At 50.6% G+C, this 18224-nt stretch carries 16 protein-coding genes; all 16 read left to right on the forward strand.

From position 1 onward, the window contains the following. The 16 genes from xseB to H9Q79_RS18180 all read left to right on the forward strand — a co-directional run bounded on the left by xseB (position 1) and on the right by H9Q79_RS18180 (position 18217). Positions 1–255: an exodeoxyribonuclease VII small subunit gene (xseB, locus tag H9Q79_RS18105; protein WP_249328895.1), complete on the forward strand. Its 255-nt coding sequence runs from the start codon at positions 1–3 to the stop codon at positions 253–255. Continuing rightward, positions 245–1141, forward strand: a complete 897-nt coding sequence (locus tag H9Q79_RS18110) for a polyprenyl synthetase family protein (RefSeq protein WP_249329745.1) — start codon at positions 245–247, stop codon at positions 1139–1141. The genes xseB and H9Q79_RS18110 overlap by 11 nt, the downstream gene beginning before the upstream one ends. Positions 1142–1153: 12 nt before the next feature. After that, positions 1154–3025 (forward strand): 1-deoxy-D-xylulose-5-phosphate synthase, encoded by a 1872-nt coding sequence (dxs, locus tag H9Q79_RS18115; RefSeq protein ID WP_249328896.1) that lies wholly within the window; start codon positions 1154–1156, stop codon positions 3023–3025. Continuing rightward, a complete protein-coding gene (locus H9Q79_RS18120; RefSeq protein WP_249328897.1) occupies positions 3022–3846 on the forward strand; it encodes a TlyA family RNA methyltransferase in 825 nt (274 codons plus the stop codon). The genes dxs and H9Q79_RS18120 overlap by 4 nt, the downstream gene beginning before the upstream one ends. A gap of 25 nt (positions 3847–3871) precedes the next feature. Next, the gene (locus tag H9Q79_RS18125; protein ID WP_330596867.1) at positions 3872–4738 is read left to right on the forward strand and encodes an NAD(+)/NADH kinase; all 867 of its coding nucleotides are present in this window, start codon (positions 3872–3874) and stop codon (positions 4736–4738) included. Positions 4739–4761: 23 nt separating this feature from the next. Next, positions 4762–5217: an arginine repressor gene (locus H9Q79_RS18130; RefSeq protein WP_118645789.1), complete on the forward strand. Its 456-nt coding sequence runs from the start codon at positions 4762–4764 to the stop codon at positions 5215–5217. 27 nt (positions 5218–5244) lie between these two features. After that, complete coding sequence (recN, locus tag H9Q79_RS18135; RefSeq protein WP_249328898.1) at positions 5245–6939, forward strand: DNA repair protein RecN; 1695 nt, start codon at positions 5245–5247, stop codon at positions 6937–6939. 80 nt (positions 6940–7019) lie between these two features. Continuing rightward, positions 7020–8225 carry a SpoIVB peptidase gene (gene spoIVB, locus H9Q79_RS18140; protein ID WP_249328899.1) on the forward strand — a complete coding sequence of 402 codons (1206 nt, stop codon included), beginning with the start codon at positions 7020–7022 and terminating at the stop codon, positions 8223–8225. A 309-nt stretch (positions 8226–8534) separates the two neighbouring features. After that, the gene (gene hrcA, locus H9Q79_RS18145; RefSeq protein ID WP_249328900.1) at positions 8535–9590 is read left to right on the forward strand and encodes a heat-inducible transcriptional repressor HrcA; all 1056 of its coding nucleotides are present in this window, start codon (positions 8535–8537) and stop codon (positions 9588–9590) included. 64 nt (positions 9591–9654) lie between these two features. Then, positions 9655–10329 (forward strand): nucleotide exchange factor GrpE, encoded by a 675-nt coding sequence (gene grpE / locus H9Q79_RS18150; protein ID WP_118645783.1) that lies wholly within the window; start codon positions 9655–9657, stop codon positions 10327–10329. Between the two features lie 80 nt (positions 10330–10409). Continuing rightward, positions 10410–12284: a molecular chaperone DnaK gene (gene dnaK, locus H9Q79_RS18155; RefSeq protein ID WP_249328901.1), complete on the forward strand. Its 1875-nt coding sequence runs from the start codon at positions 10410–10412 to the stop codon at positions 12282–12284. A gap of 360 nt (positions 12285–12644) precedes the next feature. Continuing rightward, entirely contained in the window at positions 12645–13838 is a 1194-nt protein-coding gene (gene dnaJ, locus H9Q79_RS18160; protein ID WP_118645779.1) for a molecular chaperone DnaJ, read from the forward strand. 272 nt (positions 13839–14110) lie between these two features. Then, positions 14111–15430: a collagen-like domain-containing protein gene (locus H9Q79_RS18740; RefSeq protein WP_456341162.1), complete on the forward strand. Its 1320-nt coding sequence runs from the start codon at positions 14111–14113 to the stop codon at positions 15428–15430. A gap of 148 nt (positions 15431–15578) precedes the next feature. Then, on the forward strand, positions 15579–16496 hold the full coding sequence (locus H9Q79_RS18170; protein ID WP_118645773.1) for an AEC family transporter: 918 nt from the start codon (positions 15579–15581) through the stop codon (positions 16494–16496). A 10-nt stretch (positions 16497–16506) separates the two neighbouring features. Continuing rightward, a complete protein-coding gene (gene prmA, locus H9Q79_RS18175; RefSeq protein ID WP_249328902.1) occupies positions 16507–17457 on the forward strand; it encodes a 50S ribosomal protein L11 methyltransferase in 951 nt (316 codons plus the stop codon). Between the two features lie 19 nt (positions 17458–17476). Then, a complete protein-coding gene (locus H9Q79_RS18180; RefSeq protein WP_249328903.1) occupies positions 17477–18217 on the forward strand; it encodes a 16S rRNA (uracil(1498)-N(3))-methyltransferase in 741 nt (246 codons plus the stop codon). Positions 18218–18224 lie beyond the last annotated feature (7 nt).

The following is an 18224-nucleotide window of genomic DNA, read 5'->3' on the forward strand; positions in this document are numbered from 1 at the left end:
ATGCAGGAATTAGAACGGGAGGCGTATATGGAAGAGAGAGCCAGAACGGAAGAAGAGGAAATGACGCTGGAGGAAGCTTTTGTCCGGCTGGATGGAATGGTAGAAAGGCTGGAGACGAGAGGAATCCCTCTGGAAGAATCCTTCCAGATCTACAAAGAAGGCATGGAGCTGTTGAAAAAATGCAATGATAAAATAGATACCGTGGAGAAGAAGATGCTCCAGGTGAATAAGAGTGGTGAATACAGTGAATTTTGAGGAAGAATTGCAGAAGAAAATCAGAAAGGCGGATGAGGTAATTACCAGTTATCTGCCGGAACCTAAAGGCTTTCCGAAGAAAATAATTGAGGCGATGAATTACAGCATGACGGCGGGCGGCAAAAGGGTCCGCCCGATTCTAATGTTTGAGAGCTATCAGATGTTCGGGGGAACCAAGGCTGTGATTGAGCCGTTTATGGCCGCCATTGAGATGATCCATACCCAGTCGCTGATCCACGATGACCTTCCGGCCATTGACAACGATCTGTACCGCAGGGGGAGGAAGACGACCCACGCGGTCTATGGGGAAGCCATGGGAGTCCTGAGCGGGGATGCGTTGTTGAATTATGCATATGAGACGGCGATGCAGGCGTTTTTTTATCCGGACGATACCGGCAGGACCATCCAGGCCATGAAGATATTGGCTGAAAAGACCGGGATATACGGAATGCTGGGTGGCCAGAGCGTAGATGTGGAAAATGAAAAGAATGACATACAAGCCCTTGACAAGGAGCTGCTGGATTATATTTATCTCAATAAAACAGCGGCACTTCTGGAGGCCCCGCTGATGATCGGCGCTGTCCTTGGGGGAGCGGGAAAGGGAGAAGTATCCTGTATGGAGCAGATTGGAACCAAGGTGGGACTGGCGTTCCAGATTCAGGATGATATCCTGGACGTCACTAGTACCATGGAAGAATTGGGGAAACCAGTATTTTCTGATGAGAAAAACCACAAGACCACGTACGTCACCCTGCTGGGAGCTGAAGAGGCGGCCCGGAAGGTGCAGAGCCTGACTGAAGACGCGGTGCGTCTGCTGGAAACGCTGCCGGGCGAGAAGGGATTTTTGAGCCAGCTGCTTTTATATCTGGCATTTCGTAAGAAGTAAGGACTGATCAGAATGTTGGAAAAAATTGTGAAACCGAATGATATCAAGAAGATACCGGAAGAACGGCTGCCGGAGCTGGCGGAAGAGATCAGAGAATTTCTGATACGGTCTCTGAGCTGTACAGGGGGGCATCTGGCCTCTAATCTGGGCGTCGTAGAGCTGACGATCGCTCTTCACAGGGTCTATAACCTGCCAAAAGATAAGATTATCTGGGATGTGGGACATCAGGCTTATACGCACAAGATACTGACAGGCCGGAAGGAGCAGTTTGACGGCCTGCGGAAGGAAGGCGGCATCAGCGGATTCCCCAGGCGGGAAGAGTCGGCCTGCGACAGCTTTGACACCGGGCACAGTTCTACCTCCATATCCGCAGGGCTGGGATATGTAAAGGCCAGAGAACTGAAAAATAAGAAATATTCGGTGGTTTCCGTCATCGGGGACGGGGCTTTGACCGGCGGGTTGGCCTATGAGGCCATGAATAACGCGGCAGAACTGAAAACAAATTTTGTAATTGTTCTGAATGACAATGAAATGTCCATATCCAAAAACGTGGGAGGGATTTCTGATTATCTGGGCGGGTTACGGACCTCTTCTGCCTATACGGGGTTCAAGATGGGTGTTTCCTCTGCCTTGGAAAAGATTCCGGGCATAGGGCCGGAGCTTGTGAACGCCCTCCGGAAGACGAAGAGCAGTATTAAGCAGATGGTGATCCCCGGGATGTTATTTGAGAATATGGGCCTGACCTATCTGGGGCCTGTAAACGGACACAATATCAGGCAGCTGACGAAGGTGCTGGCTGAGGCCAAACGGTTTGAAGGGCCGGTGCTGGTTCACGTGGTTACTGAAAAAGGGAGAGGCTACGCGCCCGCCATGAGACATCCGGCCCGTTTTCACGGTACTTCTGCTTTTGAAATAGAGACTGGACTGCCTGTAAAACGGTCCAACCCCACTTACACAGATATTTTTTCCACAGTCATGCGCAAGATGGGCGACCGGGAGCCGGATGTGGTAGCGGTGACAGCTTCTATGTCCGAGGGGACCGGGCTGAAACGGTTTGCAAATATGTTCCCGCGCCGCTTTTTTGACGTGGGAATTGCCGAAGGCCATGCGGTGACTTTCGCGGCGGGCCTGGCTCTGGGAGGGCTGATTCCTGTTTTTGCGGTCTATTCTTCATTTTTACAGAGGGGCTATGACCAGCTTCTGCACGATGTCTGCATGCAGAAGCTTCACGTGATCTTCGCCATTGACCGGGCGGGGCTTGTAGGCTCCGACGGAAAGACACACCAGGGCTGCTTTGACCTGTCTTATCTGTCCATGATGCCGGACATGACCATCATGGCGCCCAAAAATAAATGGGAACTTTCAGATATGATGAAATTTGCCGTTCACTGTCAGGGGCCTGTCGCCCTGCGTTACCCGCGGGGGGAAGCGTACACCGGACTGGAGGAATTCCGGGCACCCATCGAAGCCGGCAAGGCCGAGGTGATCCGTGAGGGAAGCCAGATCGCACTGCTGGCAGTAGGCAATATGGTGAAAATAGCAGAAGAAGTTGCAGACCGTCTGCAGGAAAGGGGCGTTTCCGCGACACTGGTTAATATGCGTTTTGTGAAGCCTTTTGACAGAGACTTACTGAAAAAGCTGGCTGAAAACCACCCGGTATTCGTTACTATGGAAGAAAATGTGGAAAGCGGCGGTTTTGGACAACAGGTATTGGCTTTCTGCGGAGAAGCGGGGTTAGATGTGTCTGTATGCATAGCCGCCGTGCCGGACTGTTTTATTGGTCATGGCAGTGTGGACTGGCAGAGAAAGCAGACGGGACTGGATGCAGATTCAATTCTGGAGCGGATCGACAAGCTGCGGGAGAGACAGGAGAACAGGAAATGAAGGAACGGTTGGATGTCATGATGGTGCAGCGCGGGCTGGCACCTTCAAGAGAAAAGGCAAAGGCGGTGATTATGGCCGGCGAGGTTCTGGTGGACGGGCAGAGAGAAGATAAGCCGGGGACTGCCTTTGCGGAGAAGGTGACGATTACGGTTAAGGAGAATCCCATCCCCTACGTCAGCCGCGGCGGACTGAAGCTGGAAAAGGCTGTGAAGCAATTTGGCCTGGTGCTGGCCGGACGTGTCTGTATGGATGTGGGCAGTTCGACGGGCGGTTTTACAGACTGTATGCTTCAGAACGGTGCGTCTAAAGTATACTCTGTGGATGTGGGACATGGACAGCTGGACTGGGGGCTTCGGAACGATGAGCGGGTCATCTGCATGGAACGTACCAATATCCGTTATGTGACCCCGGAGGATATACAGGAGCAGCCGTCCTTTGTCTCCATTGATGTATCTTTTATTTCACTGACGAAGGTTCTGCCGGCTGTGAAAGCGCTCATGGATCAGAACGGGGAGATTGTCTGCCTGATCAAACCTCAGTTTGAAGCAGGCCGTGAAAAGGTGGGAAAGAAGGGCGTTGTCCGTGATCCGGCCGTACATAGGGAAGTCATCTCCCGGGTGGCCGCTTATGCGCAGGAAAACGGGTTTGAGCTGCTTCATCTGGAGTTTTCGCCGATCAAGGGGCCTGAGGGAAATATAGAATATCTCCTGCATCTGAAGAACAGTCCGGAAACGGCTGGAGAGGGAGTGACCGATGCGCTTGGAGGCTGGACGGAACAGATAAGCTGTGTGGTGGAGAAGGCTCATGGTGCGCTGGATTAAGACCTGTAAGTGAAAGGAACACCGGATGATGAAAAGCTTCTATATAATTACCAACAGAATAAAAGATAAAGACCTTTCGGTCACTGGCCAGATCGCAGACTATATCCGCGGCCATGGGAAGCAGTGTTTTCTGCGGGAAGATTTTCTGAACGGTCAGGAAAGAGACAGCCGTTGTACGGATCTGTCCATGATACCTCCGGAGGTGGACTGCATCATAGTTTTGGGGGGCGATGGGACGCTGCTTCAGGCAGCCAGGGATGTGGTCGACCGCCAGATCCCGCTGTTTGGGATTAATCTGGGGACGCTGGGCTATCTGGCCGAGATTGACCGTCAGTCGATTTACCCGGCGCTGGATCATCTGATGGAGGGGAATTATGAGATTGAACAGCGGATGATGCTGTACGGGAGCGTGTACCGGGGAGAAGAAAAGCTGGATCGGGATATTGCCCTGAACGACATTGTGATCAGCCGTGAGAATGGATTGAGAGTTATAGAGCTGAATACCTATGTGAACCATGCGCGTCTGAATACGTATCACGCGGACGGCATAATCATCGCAACGCCGACGGGCTCCACAGGTTACAGCTTGTCGGCTGGGGGGCCGATCATATCACCCGCGGCAGCTCTGTTTCTCATGACGCCGCTGGCGCCTCATACCCTGGGGAGCAGGAGTGTGGTGCTTCCGCCGGAGAATGAGATTACAATAGAGATCGGTCCTGGAAGGGATGAGAAAATAGAAGAGGCGGTTGCCTATTTTGACGGGGATACCAGGGTGCCGATGCTCACGGGAGACCGGATAGAGATCAGCAGATCCCGGAAAGATACGTTGATTGTGAAGATACACAACAGCAGCTTTCTGGAAACCCTGAGCAGAAAAATGAGCAATGTGTAACCGGCCGCCGGAGGAGTATTCAGATGAAAATAGCAAGACATGCACAGATCATAAAGCTGATTCACCAATATGATATCGAGACACAGGAGGAGCTGGCCGCAAAACTCAACGAGAGTGGATTTTCGGTGACCCAGGCGACAGTTTCGCGGGATATCCGTGAATTGAAGCTGACGAAGGTCCAGTCGGAAAACGGGGGTGTCCATTACGCTGTCATGCAGAACCAGGACCAGGAGATGTCGGGAAAATATGTGAGAGTCCTGAAGGATGCATTTCTGTCCATGGATGTAGCAGGTAATATTCTGGTGATTAAGACTGTTTCCGGAATGGCAATGGCGGCTGCAGCTGCTCTGGATGAGCTGAACTGGGGCGAGATCGTGGGCTGTATCGCGGGAGACAATACAATCATGTGCGCGGTCAGAAGCCCGGAAGAGGCACTGCGCGTGATGGAGAAGCTGAAAAAGATGCTGGATACATTTTAAGATCCGGACTGCAAAAGAGGGAATGTCATGTTAACGAATCTTCATGTGAAAAATCTGGCCCTGATCGATGAAGCAGAGGTGGCTTTCGGGCCGGGCCTGAATATACTGACCGGTGAAACCGGCGCCGGTAAATCCATACTGATCGGTTCCATCAATCTGGCCCTGGGCAAAAAGATGACCCGGGAGGTGGTTCGGGAGGGGGCTTCCTCCTGCCTGGTAGAGCTGGTATTCCAGATTGAGAATCCACAGATCCTGAGCAGCCTGAAGGCCATGGATGTGGAGACAGAGGATGGCCAGCTGATTATCACCCGCAAGATACAGGACGGACGCAGTATCAGCCGGATGAACGGCGAGACCTGTACAGTGTCACAGATTAAGAAAATTGCCTCACTGCTGCTTGACATACACGGCCAGCATGAACATCAGTCCCTGTTGTATCAGGACCGGCAGCTGGAGATCCTGGACGCATATGGGAGAGATACCATTGGCCCGCTTCTGGAAGAGACGGCGGAGAAATTTACCGATTATAAGAAGCTCCAGAAAGAGCTGGAAGCGTATCAGATGAATGAAGAAGAGCGCGCCAGAGAAATTTCCTTTTTAGAATTTGAGATTCAGGAGATCGACGAAGCCGCGCTGGACCCGGCAGAGGAAGAGGAACTGGAGCGCAGATACCGGAAAATGTCTAACAGCCGGAAGATTGCGGAGGCGCTGAACCAGGCTTATCAGCTTACCGGTTATGAGGCCGGGGCGGGAGAGATGACCGGAAGGGCCTTGAAAGAGCTATCGGGCGTCGCCTCCTTTGATGAAGAGCTGGAAGGGCTGGTTTCCGCCCTGACCGATATTGACGGGCTGCTGAATGATTTTAACCGGGATGTGTCCGCGTATCTGTCAGATTTTACATTTTCTGAGGAAGAATTTTATGAAACAGAAAAACGGTTAGACCAGCTCAATCATTTAAAATCAAAATATGGTAAGACAATAGCGGACGTTATCGATTATCAGGAGCGTCAGAAGCGGCGGCTGGAACAACTTCAGAACTTTGAAGCCCGCAGGGAGCTTTTATCTGACAGATACGAAGAAGCTGTGAAAAGGCTGGAGCTTGCATCACATAATTTATCTGCAAAACGGAAAGAATATAGCAGAGAACTGTCAAAGCAGATCATAATTGGATTGCAGGAGCTGAATTTTCTGGATGTGTCCTTCGAAATCAGTTTCAGCAGAACAGATCATTATAACAAGAACGGATTTGATGAGATAGAATTCATGATTTCGACAAATCCCGGAGAGCCCGTTAAACCTCTGGCAAAAGTTGTATCAGGCGGGGAATTATCACGCATTATGCTGGCCATTAAAACGCTGCTGGCAGACAAGGATAATACGGAGACTCTGATTTTTGATGAAATAGATACTGGGATCAGCGGACGGACGGCTCAAAAGGTATCGGAAAAAATGGCCAGAATTGGAAAAGGCCACCAGGTGCTATGTATCACGCATCTCGCGCAAATAGCGGCGATGGCCGATGTGCATTTTGAAATAGCCAAGCAGGTGGAACATATGGAAACTTTGACCAGGATCCGCAGGCTGTCGGAAAGTGAATCTGTCCAGGAACTGGCAAGGATACTGGGCGGCGCGGAGATAACGAAGACGGTATACGACAGCGCAAGAGAAATGAAAGAATTGGCTCAGGTTCAAAAAACTTCCCGTTTGAAACGGACAGAATAATCACATACTACAACTGGATTTGAAAAAGGATGTGCGCTCACATGCATATCCTTTTTAAGTCCAGGAAGGATGTGAGAGCAGTGGCAGAGAAGAAACGCAGATACCGGCGTTTCCTGTTGATTGTACTAGCGCTGGCGTTGCTGGGCAGTGGAATATACGGATACTGGTATCTTGAGAAATCCGTACCGGACAAAATATACGTGACAAACGGCGACGAAAACAAGCTGGATCATATAACGGACAACCCGCTTATCACATTTTCTGATGATATGGAGGTTTTCAGCAGGAATTCTTATCAAGTAAAATGCAGTATACTTGGTACGATTCCATTAAAGACCGTGAAGGTCGAAGAGACTGACCGGCCGGTCGTACAGGTGTGCGGTGCTCCCGTGGGCATATATATGGAAACAGAAGGCGTACTGATCATTGATGCAGGTGAAATAAAAACCATGGATGGACAGATGGCAATGCCCGCGGACAATATCGTAAAGCCGGGTGATTATATTCAGAAAGTGGACGGAGAGACATTAAATAATAAAAGCCAGCTGATTGAACGGGTGGCTGAAAGTCAGGGTGAATCTATGGTTCTGGAAGTCATGCGTCAGGGAGAAACGGTTGATCTGAAGCTGAGTCCGGTACAGGCCAACGACGGTTCCTATAAGCTGGGCATTTGGGTCAGGGATAATATCCAGGGCATAGGTACCCTGACTTATGTGGAAGAAGATAATACCTTTGGCGCTCTCGGCCATGGGATCAGTGATGTGGATGTGGGTGAGATCTTGAAGGTAGGAAGTGGTGAACTTTATCAGGCAGACATCTTATCTGTAGTAAAAGGCCAGGATGGAAGTCCGGGAGAGCTGCAGGGTGTCATACACTACTATCCGGAAGAGCTGATCGGAGAGATCAATGATAATTCAAAAGTCGGCATCTATGGAACGCTGTCGGAAGAAGGTGAAGCCAGCCTGCCGCTGCGTTCTGTGGAAATTGGCCGTAAGCAGGAGATTGAAATAGGGCCTGCAACCATTTTATGCTGTGTGGACGGCACCGTACAGGAATATGGCATTGAGGTGACGCAGATTGACTGGAATCAGCAGGATACCAACAAATGCTTCACAATTAAGGTTACTGACCAGGAATTGCTGGATAAGACCGGAGGAATTGTCCAGGGAATGTCAGGCAGCCCTATTTTGCAGAACGGACGGCTCATAGGAGCCGTTACCCACGTGTTTATCTCAGACGCCACCAGCGGTTACGGTGTTTTTATTGAAAACATGCTGGGGCATTGAGCAAAAACTTTTATTAAAAGTGATTAAGGCTGCCAAACAGCTTAGAAGCTGTCGGGGCGGCCTTTTTATCGTAGTATAGCCAGAGCCAGGCAGTAATAGATCCATAAAATCTGTGAGGGCATTCAGAAAAGCTTTAAAATAATTTCAACAAAAAAACACATAATTTCTTGTAAAAAGTGTTGACAAACAGATTGTGGAGTGCTATCTTAAAAACATAGATATTAGCACTCTAGTTTAATGAGTGCTAACAAGCCAAACAGATCCGATGGCTAAAGCCATTATCAGAATTAAGAGAGGAGCTGAACAGGTATGGAACTGGATGGAAGGAAGAAGACTATACTTACTGCAATCATTCAGACCTATCTGGCGACAGGAGAACCGGTAGGTTCCCGGACGATTTCAAAGTACACAGACTTGAACTTGAGCTCCGCCACAATTCGGAATGAGATGTCGGACCTGGAAGAGATGGGTTACATTCTGCAGCCCCACACTTCCGCCGGCCGCATTCCTTCAGATAAAGGTTATCGTTTATATGTAGATGAGCTGATCCGGCAAAAAGATCAGGAAGTCTCAGATATAAAAGAACTCATGATTGAAAAGACTGACCGGCTGGAGAAGGTGCTAAAGCAGGTGGTGAAGGTCCTGGCATCTAATACGAATTACGCCACGATGATCACAGGTCCGGCCTATCATCGGACCCGGCTTAAATTTATTCAGCTTTCCAAAGTTAACGAGGATCAGATACTTGCCGTAATAGTAGCGGAGGGCAATCTGGTGAAGAATCAGATGATCGATCTGGAAGAGCCCATTGACGGGGAACAGATCCTGAAGCTGAATTTATTGCTGAATACCCAGTTGAACGGCCTGACCATCGGCGAGATCAATCTCAATATGATCCAGCGGATGAAGCAGCAGGCGGGCATTCACAGCGCGGTGATCAGCAGCGTCGTAGACGCAGTAGCTGAAGCGATACAGGTTAATGAGGAAGATATGCCGGTTTATACCAGCGGAGCCACGAATATCTTTAAATACCCTGAACTGGCGGATTCCAGTAAGGCCAGCGAATTGATTTCTGCTTTTGAAGAAAAGCGTGAACTGGTGGAGATGCTTATGGATAACAGTTCAGAAGAGGGTGGGAATCCCGGAACCGGCATTCAGGTATATATAGGGAATGAATCGCCGATCCAGACGATGAAGGACTGCTCCGTAGTGACGGCCAGCTACGATCTGGGAGAAGGGATGAAAGGGACAATCGGAATCATTGGACCCAAGAGAATGGATTACGAAAATGTTGTGGATAATCTGAAGACTTTAAAGACTCAATTAGATTCCATATTCAGAAAAGATAGCAAGACAGATACGTAGAAAGGCGTGTTTCCGCAGAATACAACCGGAAACCACAGACGCGCCGGAAAGGTGGAGATAAATCGTGTCGGATACAGAAAAGAATAAGACAGACGCAGAATTAGAAGAGGAAAAGAAAACCGTAAATACCGGAGAAGAAGCTTGCGGCCAGGCCGAAAGCGGCAGCCCGGAGGTTGATGAAGGCGAAGCCGGAGAGAGGAACGGGGCAGCGGAGGAGCCCGGGGATTCGGACGGAGCTAAGGATTCTGAAACGGCTGCAAAACAGGAATCTAAAGAAAAAAAATTCTTTGGAAAGAAAAAAGAAAAGAAGGACAAAAAAGACGAAAAAATAGAAGAGCTTACCGACCGCCTGACCCGGCAGATGGCAGAGTTTGACAATTATAGAAAGCGCACGGATAAAGAGAAGGCGAGCATGTACATGATCGGAGCTAAAGACGTCATTGAAAAGCTGCTTCCCGTGGTGGATAATTTTGAGCGGGGACTGGCCGGAGCTGATCTGGAAGACCCGTTTGCGGACGGTATGAACAAGATTTACAAACAGCTTACCACAATGCTGGCTGATCTGGGCGTCACCGTGATCGAGAGCGTGGGAAAAGAATTTGACCCCAATATCCACAATGCTGTGATGCATGTGGAGGATGAGGAATCCGGCGAGAATGTGATCGTTGAAGAATTCCAGAAGGGGTACAAGTATAAGGATTCCGTGGTACGCCACAGTATGGTGAAGGTAGCCAATTAAACGGCACATACACTGCGGAAATGAATGGCAAATTATAAAATTAGAATAGAAATCAAATATGATTAGGAGGAGAAACAGCCATGAGTAAAATAATTGGTATTGATTTAGGAACTACAAACAGCTGTGTAGCTGTTATGGAAGGTGGAAAACCCACTGTTATCGCTAATGCGGAAGGCAGCAGAACGACGCCGTCTGTAGTGGCTTTTACTAAGACAGGTGAGCGTCTGGTGGGCGAACCGGCAAAACGTCAGGCGGTAACCAACGCTGACAAGACAATATCTTCGATCAAGAGGCATATGGGAACAGACTATAAGGTGGATATTGACGGTAAGAAATATTCACCCCAGGAGATTTCAGCCATGATTCTGCAGAAACTGAAAAGTGATGCAGAGAATTATCTGGGCGAGAAGGTGACAGAAGCAGTAATTACTGTTCCGGCATATTTCAATGACGCACAGCGTCAGGCTACAAAGGATGCAGGAAAGATCGCCGGGCTGGAAGTAAAACGTATCATCAATGAGCCGACGGCTGCAGCTCTGGCATACGGTCTGGATAATGAGAAAGAGCAGAAGATCATGGTATATGACCTGGGCGGCGGTACCTTTGATGTATCAATCATTGAGATCGGCGACGGAGTCATCGAAGTTCTGGCAACAGCCGGCAATAACAGGCTGGGTGGTGATGACTTCGATCAGAAGATTGTTGATTACATGGTATCTGAGTTTAAGAAGATGGAAGGCGTAGACCTGTCCGGTGACAAGATGGCCATGCAGAGAATCAAAGAAGCTGCTGAAAAAGCTAAGAAAGAGCTCTCCAGCGCTTCCACAACGAATATTAACCTTCCCTTCATCACCGCTACCGCGGATGGACCGAAGCATTTTGACATGAATCTGACGAAAGCAAAATTTGACGAGCTGACTCATGATCTGGTAGAACTGACTGCGGAGCCGGTTAAAAAGGCTCTGAGCGATGCCGGATTGAACGCCTCCGAGCTGAGCAAGGTATTGCTGGTGGGTGGTTCCACCCGTACTCCTGCCGTACAGGAAAAAGTGAAACAGCTGACCGGGCATGAGCCCAGCAAGAGCCTGAATCCGGATGAGTGTGTCGCACTTGGTGCATCCGTACAGGGCGGCAAGCTGGCCGGAGATTCAGGCGCAGGCGACATCCTGCTTCTGGATGTTACCCCGCTGACACTTTCCATTGAGACTATGGGAGGAGTTGCAACACATCTGATTGAGCGTAATACGACCATTCCGACTAAGAAGAGCCAGATCTTCTCAACGGCGGCAGATAATCAGACAGCCGTAGATATCAATGTGGTACAGGGTGAGCGTCAGTTTGCGAAGGACAACAAGTCCCTCGGCCAGTTCCGTCTGGATGGAATCCCGCCTGCAAGACGTGGAGTTCCGCAGATTGAAGTTACCTTTGATATCGATGCCAACGGTATTGTAAATGTATCTGCAAAGGACCTGGGTACAGGAAAAGAGCAGCATATCACTATTACTGCGGGTTCCAATATGTCGGATGAAGAAATCAACAAGGCTGTAAAAGAAGCGGCTGAGTTTGAAGCTCAGGACAAGAAACGTAAAGAAGCAATTGACGCCAGAAATGACGCAGATGCTGCAGTCTTCCAGGTTGAAAAAGCACTGGAAGAGGCGGGAGATAAAGTTTCCGCCAATGACAAGACTGCTGTGGAAGCGGATCTGAACGCGTTGAAAGAGCTGCTTGAGAAAGCACCAATTGATACGATCACCGATGCACAGGTTGTTGATATCAAGGCTGCAAAAGAAAAGCTGATGCAGAGCGCACAGAGCCTGTTCACGAAGATGTATGAAAATATGCAGCAGAACCAGGGCGGCCAGGCAGGTCCGGGACCGGATGCAGGAGCGGGTGCCGGCAGCGCGGCAGGCGGCAGCGATGACGATGTGGTTGATGCTGATTACAAGGAAGTATAATAAGTTGACTTATCAGGAAAGGCAGTAACGGGTATGGCGCCAGACGGTGCCATACCTGGTCACGAAAGCCGATTGCTCCGCTGCTTTGCAGCCTGTGCAGTCGCCGGAAGTATGTCTGAGCTCCGCTCCGGTTGTTGTTAACCGCGTGCCGACCGCACGCAGCAATACAATCCGGGCAAGCGGCCTGCTTGTTTATACTTCCTCGTCCGTCCGATATCCGTGCTTCGGCGCATGTAAGCATGCCCTTAGCCCGGCTGCCGTCCGGAACTTTCATAATATAATAACGGGGTTGTTGAGGGCGGTGCCATGGGAATGGCGCTGTCTGCCAACAGCCTTGTTGTACTGTAGAGGTGGAAAAATATGGCTGAAAAGAGAGATTATTATGAAGTCCTTGGAGTTGATAAGGGGGCAGATGATGCAACGCTGAAAAGAGCGTACCGGAAGCTGGCAAAAAAATATCATCCGGACATGAATCCGGGCGACCAGGAGGCCGAGGCCAAGTTTAAAGAAGCCACAGAGGCATACTCAGTCCTGAGTGATCCGGAAAAGAGAAAGCAGTATGACCAGTTCGGCCATGCGGCTTTTGAAGGGGGAGCCGGAGGAGCCGGTGGCTTCGGAGGTTTTGGAGGCTTCGATTTCAACGGTGCCGATATGGGAGACATTTTTGGAGATATTTTTGGCGATCTGTTTGGCGGCGGCCGTTCCAGACGTGCAAATAACGGCCCACAGAGAGGGGCGAACCTCAGGGCTGTGATTCATATTACTTTTGAGGAAGCGGTATTCGGCTGCGAGAAAGAGCTGGAACTGACACTCAAAGAAACATGCTCTGCCTGCGGCGGTAATGGAGCGAAGCCAGGGACTTCACCGGAGACCTGTCCGAACTGCCATGGAGAAGGCCAGGTTACGTATACACAGCAGTCTATGTTCGGCATGATCCGGAATGTTCAGCCGTGCCCTGACTGCGCAGGGACTGGGAAGATTATCAAAGAGAAATGTACCGCATGCCGTGGCACGGGCTTTACATCCAGCAAGAAGAAAATTAAGGTGACAGTGCCGGCGGGTATCGATGACGGACAGAGCATTCGGATACGTGATAAAGGAGAGCCGGGACGCAATGGTGGTCCCAGAGGCGACCTGCTGGTAGAAGTATCTGTTGCCCGTCACCCGATTTTCCAGAGAGACGGCGTCAATATTTTCTCTACGGCTCCCATCACTTATGCCCAGGCAGCCTTGGGCGGAGACGTCCGGATCAGCACTGTGGATGGAGATGTTCTCTATACGGTGAAGCCCGGAACCCAGACAGACACCCGCATCCGTCTGAAAGGCAAGGGTGTGCCTTCGCTGAGAAATAAGAGCGTCCGGGGCGATCAGTATGTAACACTGGTCGTTCAGGTCCCTACCAAACTTAGTGAAGAGGCAAAGGCGGCTCTTAGAAAATTTGACGCAGCCTGTGGCAATCGTCCGTATGATGAGAAGGAAGAGAGCCGGCAGGAGAAATCCGGTAAGAAGAAAAAGGGTTTTATGGATAAAATGAAAGAGGTATTTGAGGATTGACAGATAATTTGTAGGTGCAGGTTTAGAATGACAGATATGGCCAGGGCCCGGAGTTTACCGGGCCTTTTTATAATGTGATAGAAATGAGTTGTTTGGAAAAGTATATTCCGACATATCTGAAAAGAGTGCCTCTGGCGGGGTGGAGAAACAGCGTACGCCGTTCTCCCTCCCGTCAGGGCAGGGCCGTAAGCATATGTAAAGATTGGGAGCGGTTAAGCTTTTTATAGCCGGCAGCATATGATAAAGAAATGAAAAGTATTTTGAGGTATCTTATGTCATATTTTATCAATGAATCTGACCGGCGGGATGAATTGAAAGAACAGTCCTGCAGACGCGGCTGCTGTCCAAAACCGCCTTGTCTGCCGCCATGTCCCCCCGGTCCCACAGGCCCCACCGGTCCGGCAGGGCCTCAAGGGAATACGGGCCCTTCAGGTCCCCCGGGGAACACAGGGCCGACAGGCCCGGCAGGTCTTCCGGGAAATACCGGTCCGGCAGGGTCTCAAGGGAATACAGGCCCTACGGGAGCGACCGGTCCAACTGGGCCTGCTGGTCCGCCTGGCCCGGCCGGAATGCCCGGCCCGACGGGCCCACAGGGAATTCAGGGAATCCAGGGCATACCTGGTGCCCCAGGGGCAACGGGCCCAACAGGACCTGCAGGAAATACAGGGCCTGCAGGCGTTCAAGGTTTCGCTGGTCCCCCCGGCCCTACAGGCCCCCAGGGGATTCCGGGCATTCAGGGTATACCTGGCCCGGCGGGTGAGAGGGGACCTGCAGGAGACACAGGGGCCATGGGGATGGCTGGACCGACGGGAGCCACAGGGCCTATGGGGATGCCCGGCCCAACAGGTGCAGATGGAGTGACGGGAGCCACAGGGATGCCCGGCCCGACAGGGGCCACAGGAGTGACGGGAGCTACAGGGGCGGCTGGAGCTATGGGTGTCACAGGAGTGACGGGGCCAACGGGAGCGACTGGAACCACGGGTGCCACAGGAGTGGCGGGGCCAACAGGAATGCCCGGTCCGACAGGGACCACAGGAGTGACGGGTGCAACAGGGCCGCTGCCGGTGGTGGCGGTGGGGACGACTATCACTGGGGAGCCGGGTACGCCTGCTAAGGTAGAAGCATTTGAAATCCCTCAGGGCGTTCGTCTGGACTTTACGGTTCCAAGAGGAGCGGATGGAATGGTGCCGGATGAGGTATTCGCTTCTTTTGTCAATTATATGGCCCGTTTTGGAAACACTGATCTGATTCAGTTTTCTACGGCCGTCTCGGATCCCACAGGGCAGATTTCTCAGCCGGATTACAGCCATATCAGCTTGGAGCCGGGATTTTATTTCATATCCTATCATGTCTCCGCCCTGCTGAATGATGCCAGCTTTATGCAGATTTCGCCGTATTATAGTGGTGCGGCGCATCTGGAGTATGGGATATATTTTATGACAGGAACGGCTAAAACATCTGCTGCCGGGGCTAAGGCATTCATCATCAATGTGCCGGCTGCAACGCGGTTTTCTCTGAGCTTTAACAGCGGTACTGTTGGAACTGAGGGAGAGGTTGTGATTACGGTTATAAAACTTAGAAGAGCAGAGTGATGTCTTGAGAAATAAGATACTTTCCGGCCGGAGCGGCTCTTAGTGCGCGCCCCGGCCGAGAGAGAATCTTTACATTTTTTAAATAATCGTGTATGATATATCCACAGGTGTATGTATTGCGGAAACTCTGGATTCTAGGGAGATTAAAATGAGTACAGTCATCGTATTCCAGCAGATGCTGGTTATTTTTATTTTGATTGCCGTCGGGTACGGACTTAGCAAAAAGGGTCTGGTCACGGATTCAGGGTCAAAACTTTTGTCTTTTCTGGTAGTTAATGTGACGAATCCGGCAATGATTCTGAGCAGTGTATTTGAAGAAAATGTGTCGGTGACCCGTCAGAATGTAATCATTATGATTCTGGTTACCGCAATTATCTATGCAGTTCTTGTGCTGCTGGGGTGGCTGCTGCCCAAGCTCTACCGTATTCCGGGAAGAGAGCAGAAATATTATAACATGATGGTGGTTTATGCTAACACAGGGTTTATCGGCATACCGCTGATTTCGGCAGTTCTGGGGACACAGGCGTTAATTTATGTGACAGTTTTTAATATCGCATTTACCCTTTTGTTTTACACCCATGGGACGAGGATACTTCTTTCAGATGGCGAAAGGCAGAAGGTGACCTGGAAGACATTTATCAACATCGGTACTGTGTCCGGGCTTCTGGCTCTGGTGTTTTTTTGGTTCAGGCTCCGATTTCCGGCTGTAATAGAAGGCAGTATTACCACTATGGGAAAAGCAACTACGTTTCTGTCCATGACAGTGCTGGGCGTTTCACTGGCTCAGATACCTCTTCGGAAGATATTCAGCAGCGTAAGGCTGCTGTTGTTTGTGCTGGCACGTATGCTGGCCCTTCCGGCGGTTTTCTGCCTGATCCTGAAACAGTTCCTCGGCGGAGGTCTGATGATCAATGCGGTGGCGCTCATGCTGGCCATGCCTTCGGCGAACATGCCGCTGATGGTAGCAAAACAGCATGGCCTGGAGACGGAGACGCTTTCCAGAGGAATCGTATTGAGTACTATTTTGTCGATTGTGACGATTACCGTGATTTCAATGATTATATAGGAGAAAACATATGAAATGGAATAAATATACGCTGAAGACGACCAGTAAGGCAGAAGATATAGTGATTTCCACCCTGGCGGATCTCGGGATACAAGGGGTAGAGATTGAGGATAAGCAGCCTTTGACAGAGGAAGACAAGCGACAGATGTTTGTGGATATTCTGCCGGACATGCCGGAGGATGACGGCGTAGCGTATCTGAATTTCTATCTGGAGCCGGAGGATGACAATGAGGCAATTTTGAAGCGGGTGGAGGAGGAGCTGGAAGAGCTTCGTGTTTTTCTGGATATCGGTGAAGGAACGATTATCAGGTCAGAGACGGAGGATAAGGACTGGATCAACAATTGGAAACAGTATTTCCATCAGTTCTATGTGGATGAAATCCTGATCATTCCTTCCTGGGAAGAAGTCAGAGAGGAAGACAGGGATAAAATGATTATCCATATTGATCCGGGCACAGCGTTTGGGACCGGTATGCATGAGACGACCCAGCTGTGTATCCGCCAGCTGAAAAAGTATGTAAAGCCAGGAGATGAGGTGTTGGATGTGGGAACCGGAAGCGGAATCCTGTCTATCATCGCTCTGAAGCTTTCGGCAGGCCATGCACTGGGAACGGACCTTGATCCCTGCGCGGTTTCAGCGGTTGAAGAAAATAAAGCAGTAAATGGGATACCGGAAGGGTCCTTTGATATGCTGATCGGCAATATTATTGATGACAGGCAGGTACAGGAGAGAGCCGGATACGAGAAATATGACATTGTGACGGCCAATATCCTGGCGGATGTGCTGATTCCCCTCACCCCCGTGATTAAGAGCCGGCTGAAGCCGGGAGGCATTTATATCACTTCCGGGATCCTGGATGTGAAGGAGCAGGAGGTAAGGGAGGCGGTTGAAGGGGCCGGGCTTGCGGTCGTAGAGATCACGCGCCAGGGCGAATGGGTCTCCATCACCGCGAGAAAATAACACAGGGGCGGAAGATAGTATGAATCGATTTTTTGTAGAACCGGATCAGATCGGCGGCGGGAGCATCCGCATCATGGGACAGGACGTGAACCATATCAGGAATGTACTCCGCATGCGGACTGGTGAAGAAATACTGGTCTGCTGCGGAGATGAATGGGAATATACGTGCCGCGTAACGGCTTTTGGAGAGCGGGAGATTTTAGCTGAGATTTTAGATGCCCAGAAGCCGGGCAAGGAGCTTCCTTCCCGGATCTGCCTGTTCCAGTGCCTGCCCAAGGGAGATAAAATGGAACTGATCGTACAGAAGGCTGTGGAGCTGGGAGCCAGTGAAATAGTTCCGGTGTCCAGCAGGCGCTGCGTTGTGAGGCTGGACCGGAAAAAGGCGGAGCATAAAGTCAGCCGCTGGAACGGGGTGGCGGCAAGCGCGGCCAAGCAGTCTAAACGGATGATCGTGCCCGGGGTCCATGAAGTGATGGGGTTCCGGGAAGCGTTGGAATACGCCGGGAATATGGATGTGCGGCTGATCCCCTATGAGAAAGCGGAAGGCATGGCGGCTGCCAGGGAATTGCTTTCCGGCATCAGGGCAGGCCAGTCGGTAGCGGTGTTTATCGGACCGGAGGGAGGCTTTGAGGAAGAAGAGATAGAAGAGGCCAGGGCAGGAGGCTTTTTACCTGTTTCACTGGGGAAGAGGATTTTGCGCACGGAGACTGCAGGCATGACTGTTTTGTCAATTCTGATGTACCTGCTGGAACAGGATTAAGGCGGAG

The organism is Wansuia hejianensis (assembly GCF_014337215.1).
Lineage (GTDB): Bacteria > Bacillota > Clostridia > Lachnospirales > Lachnospiraceae > Scatomonas > Scatomonas hejianensis.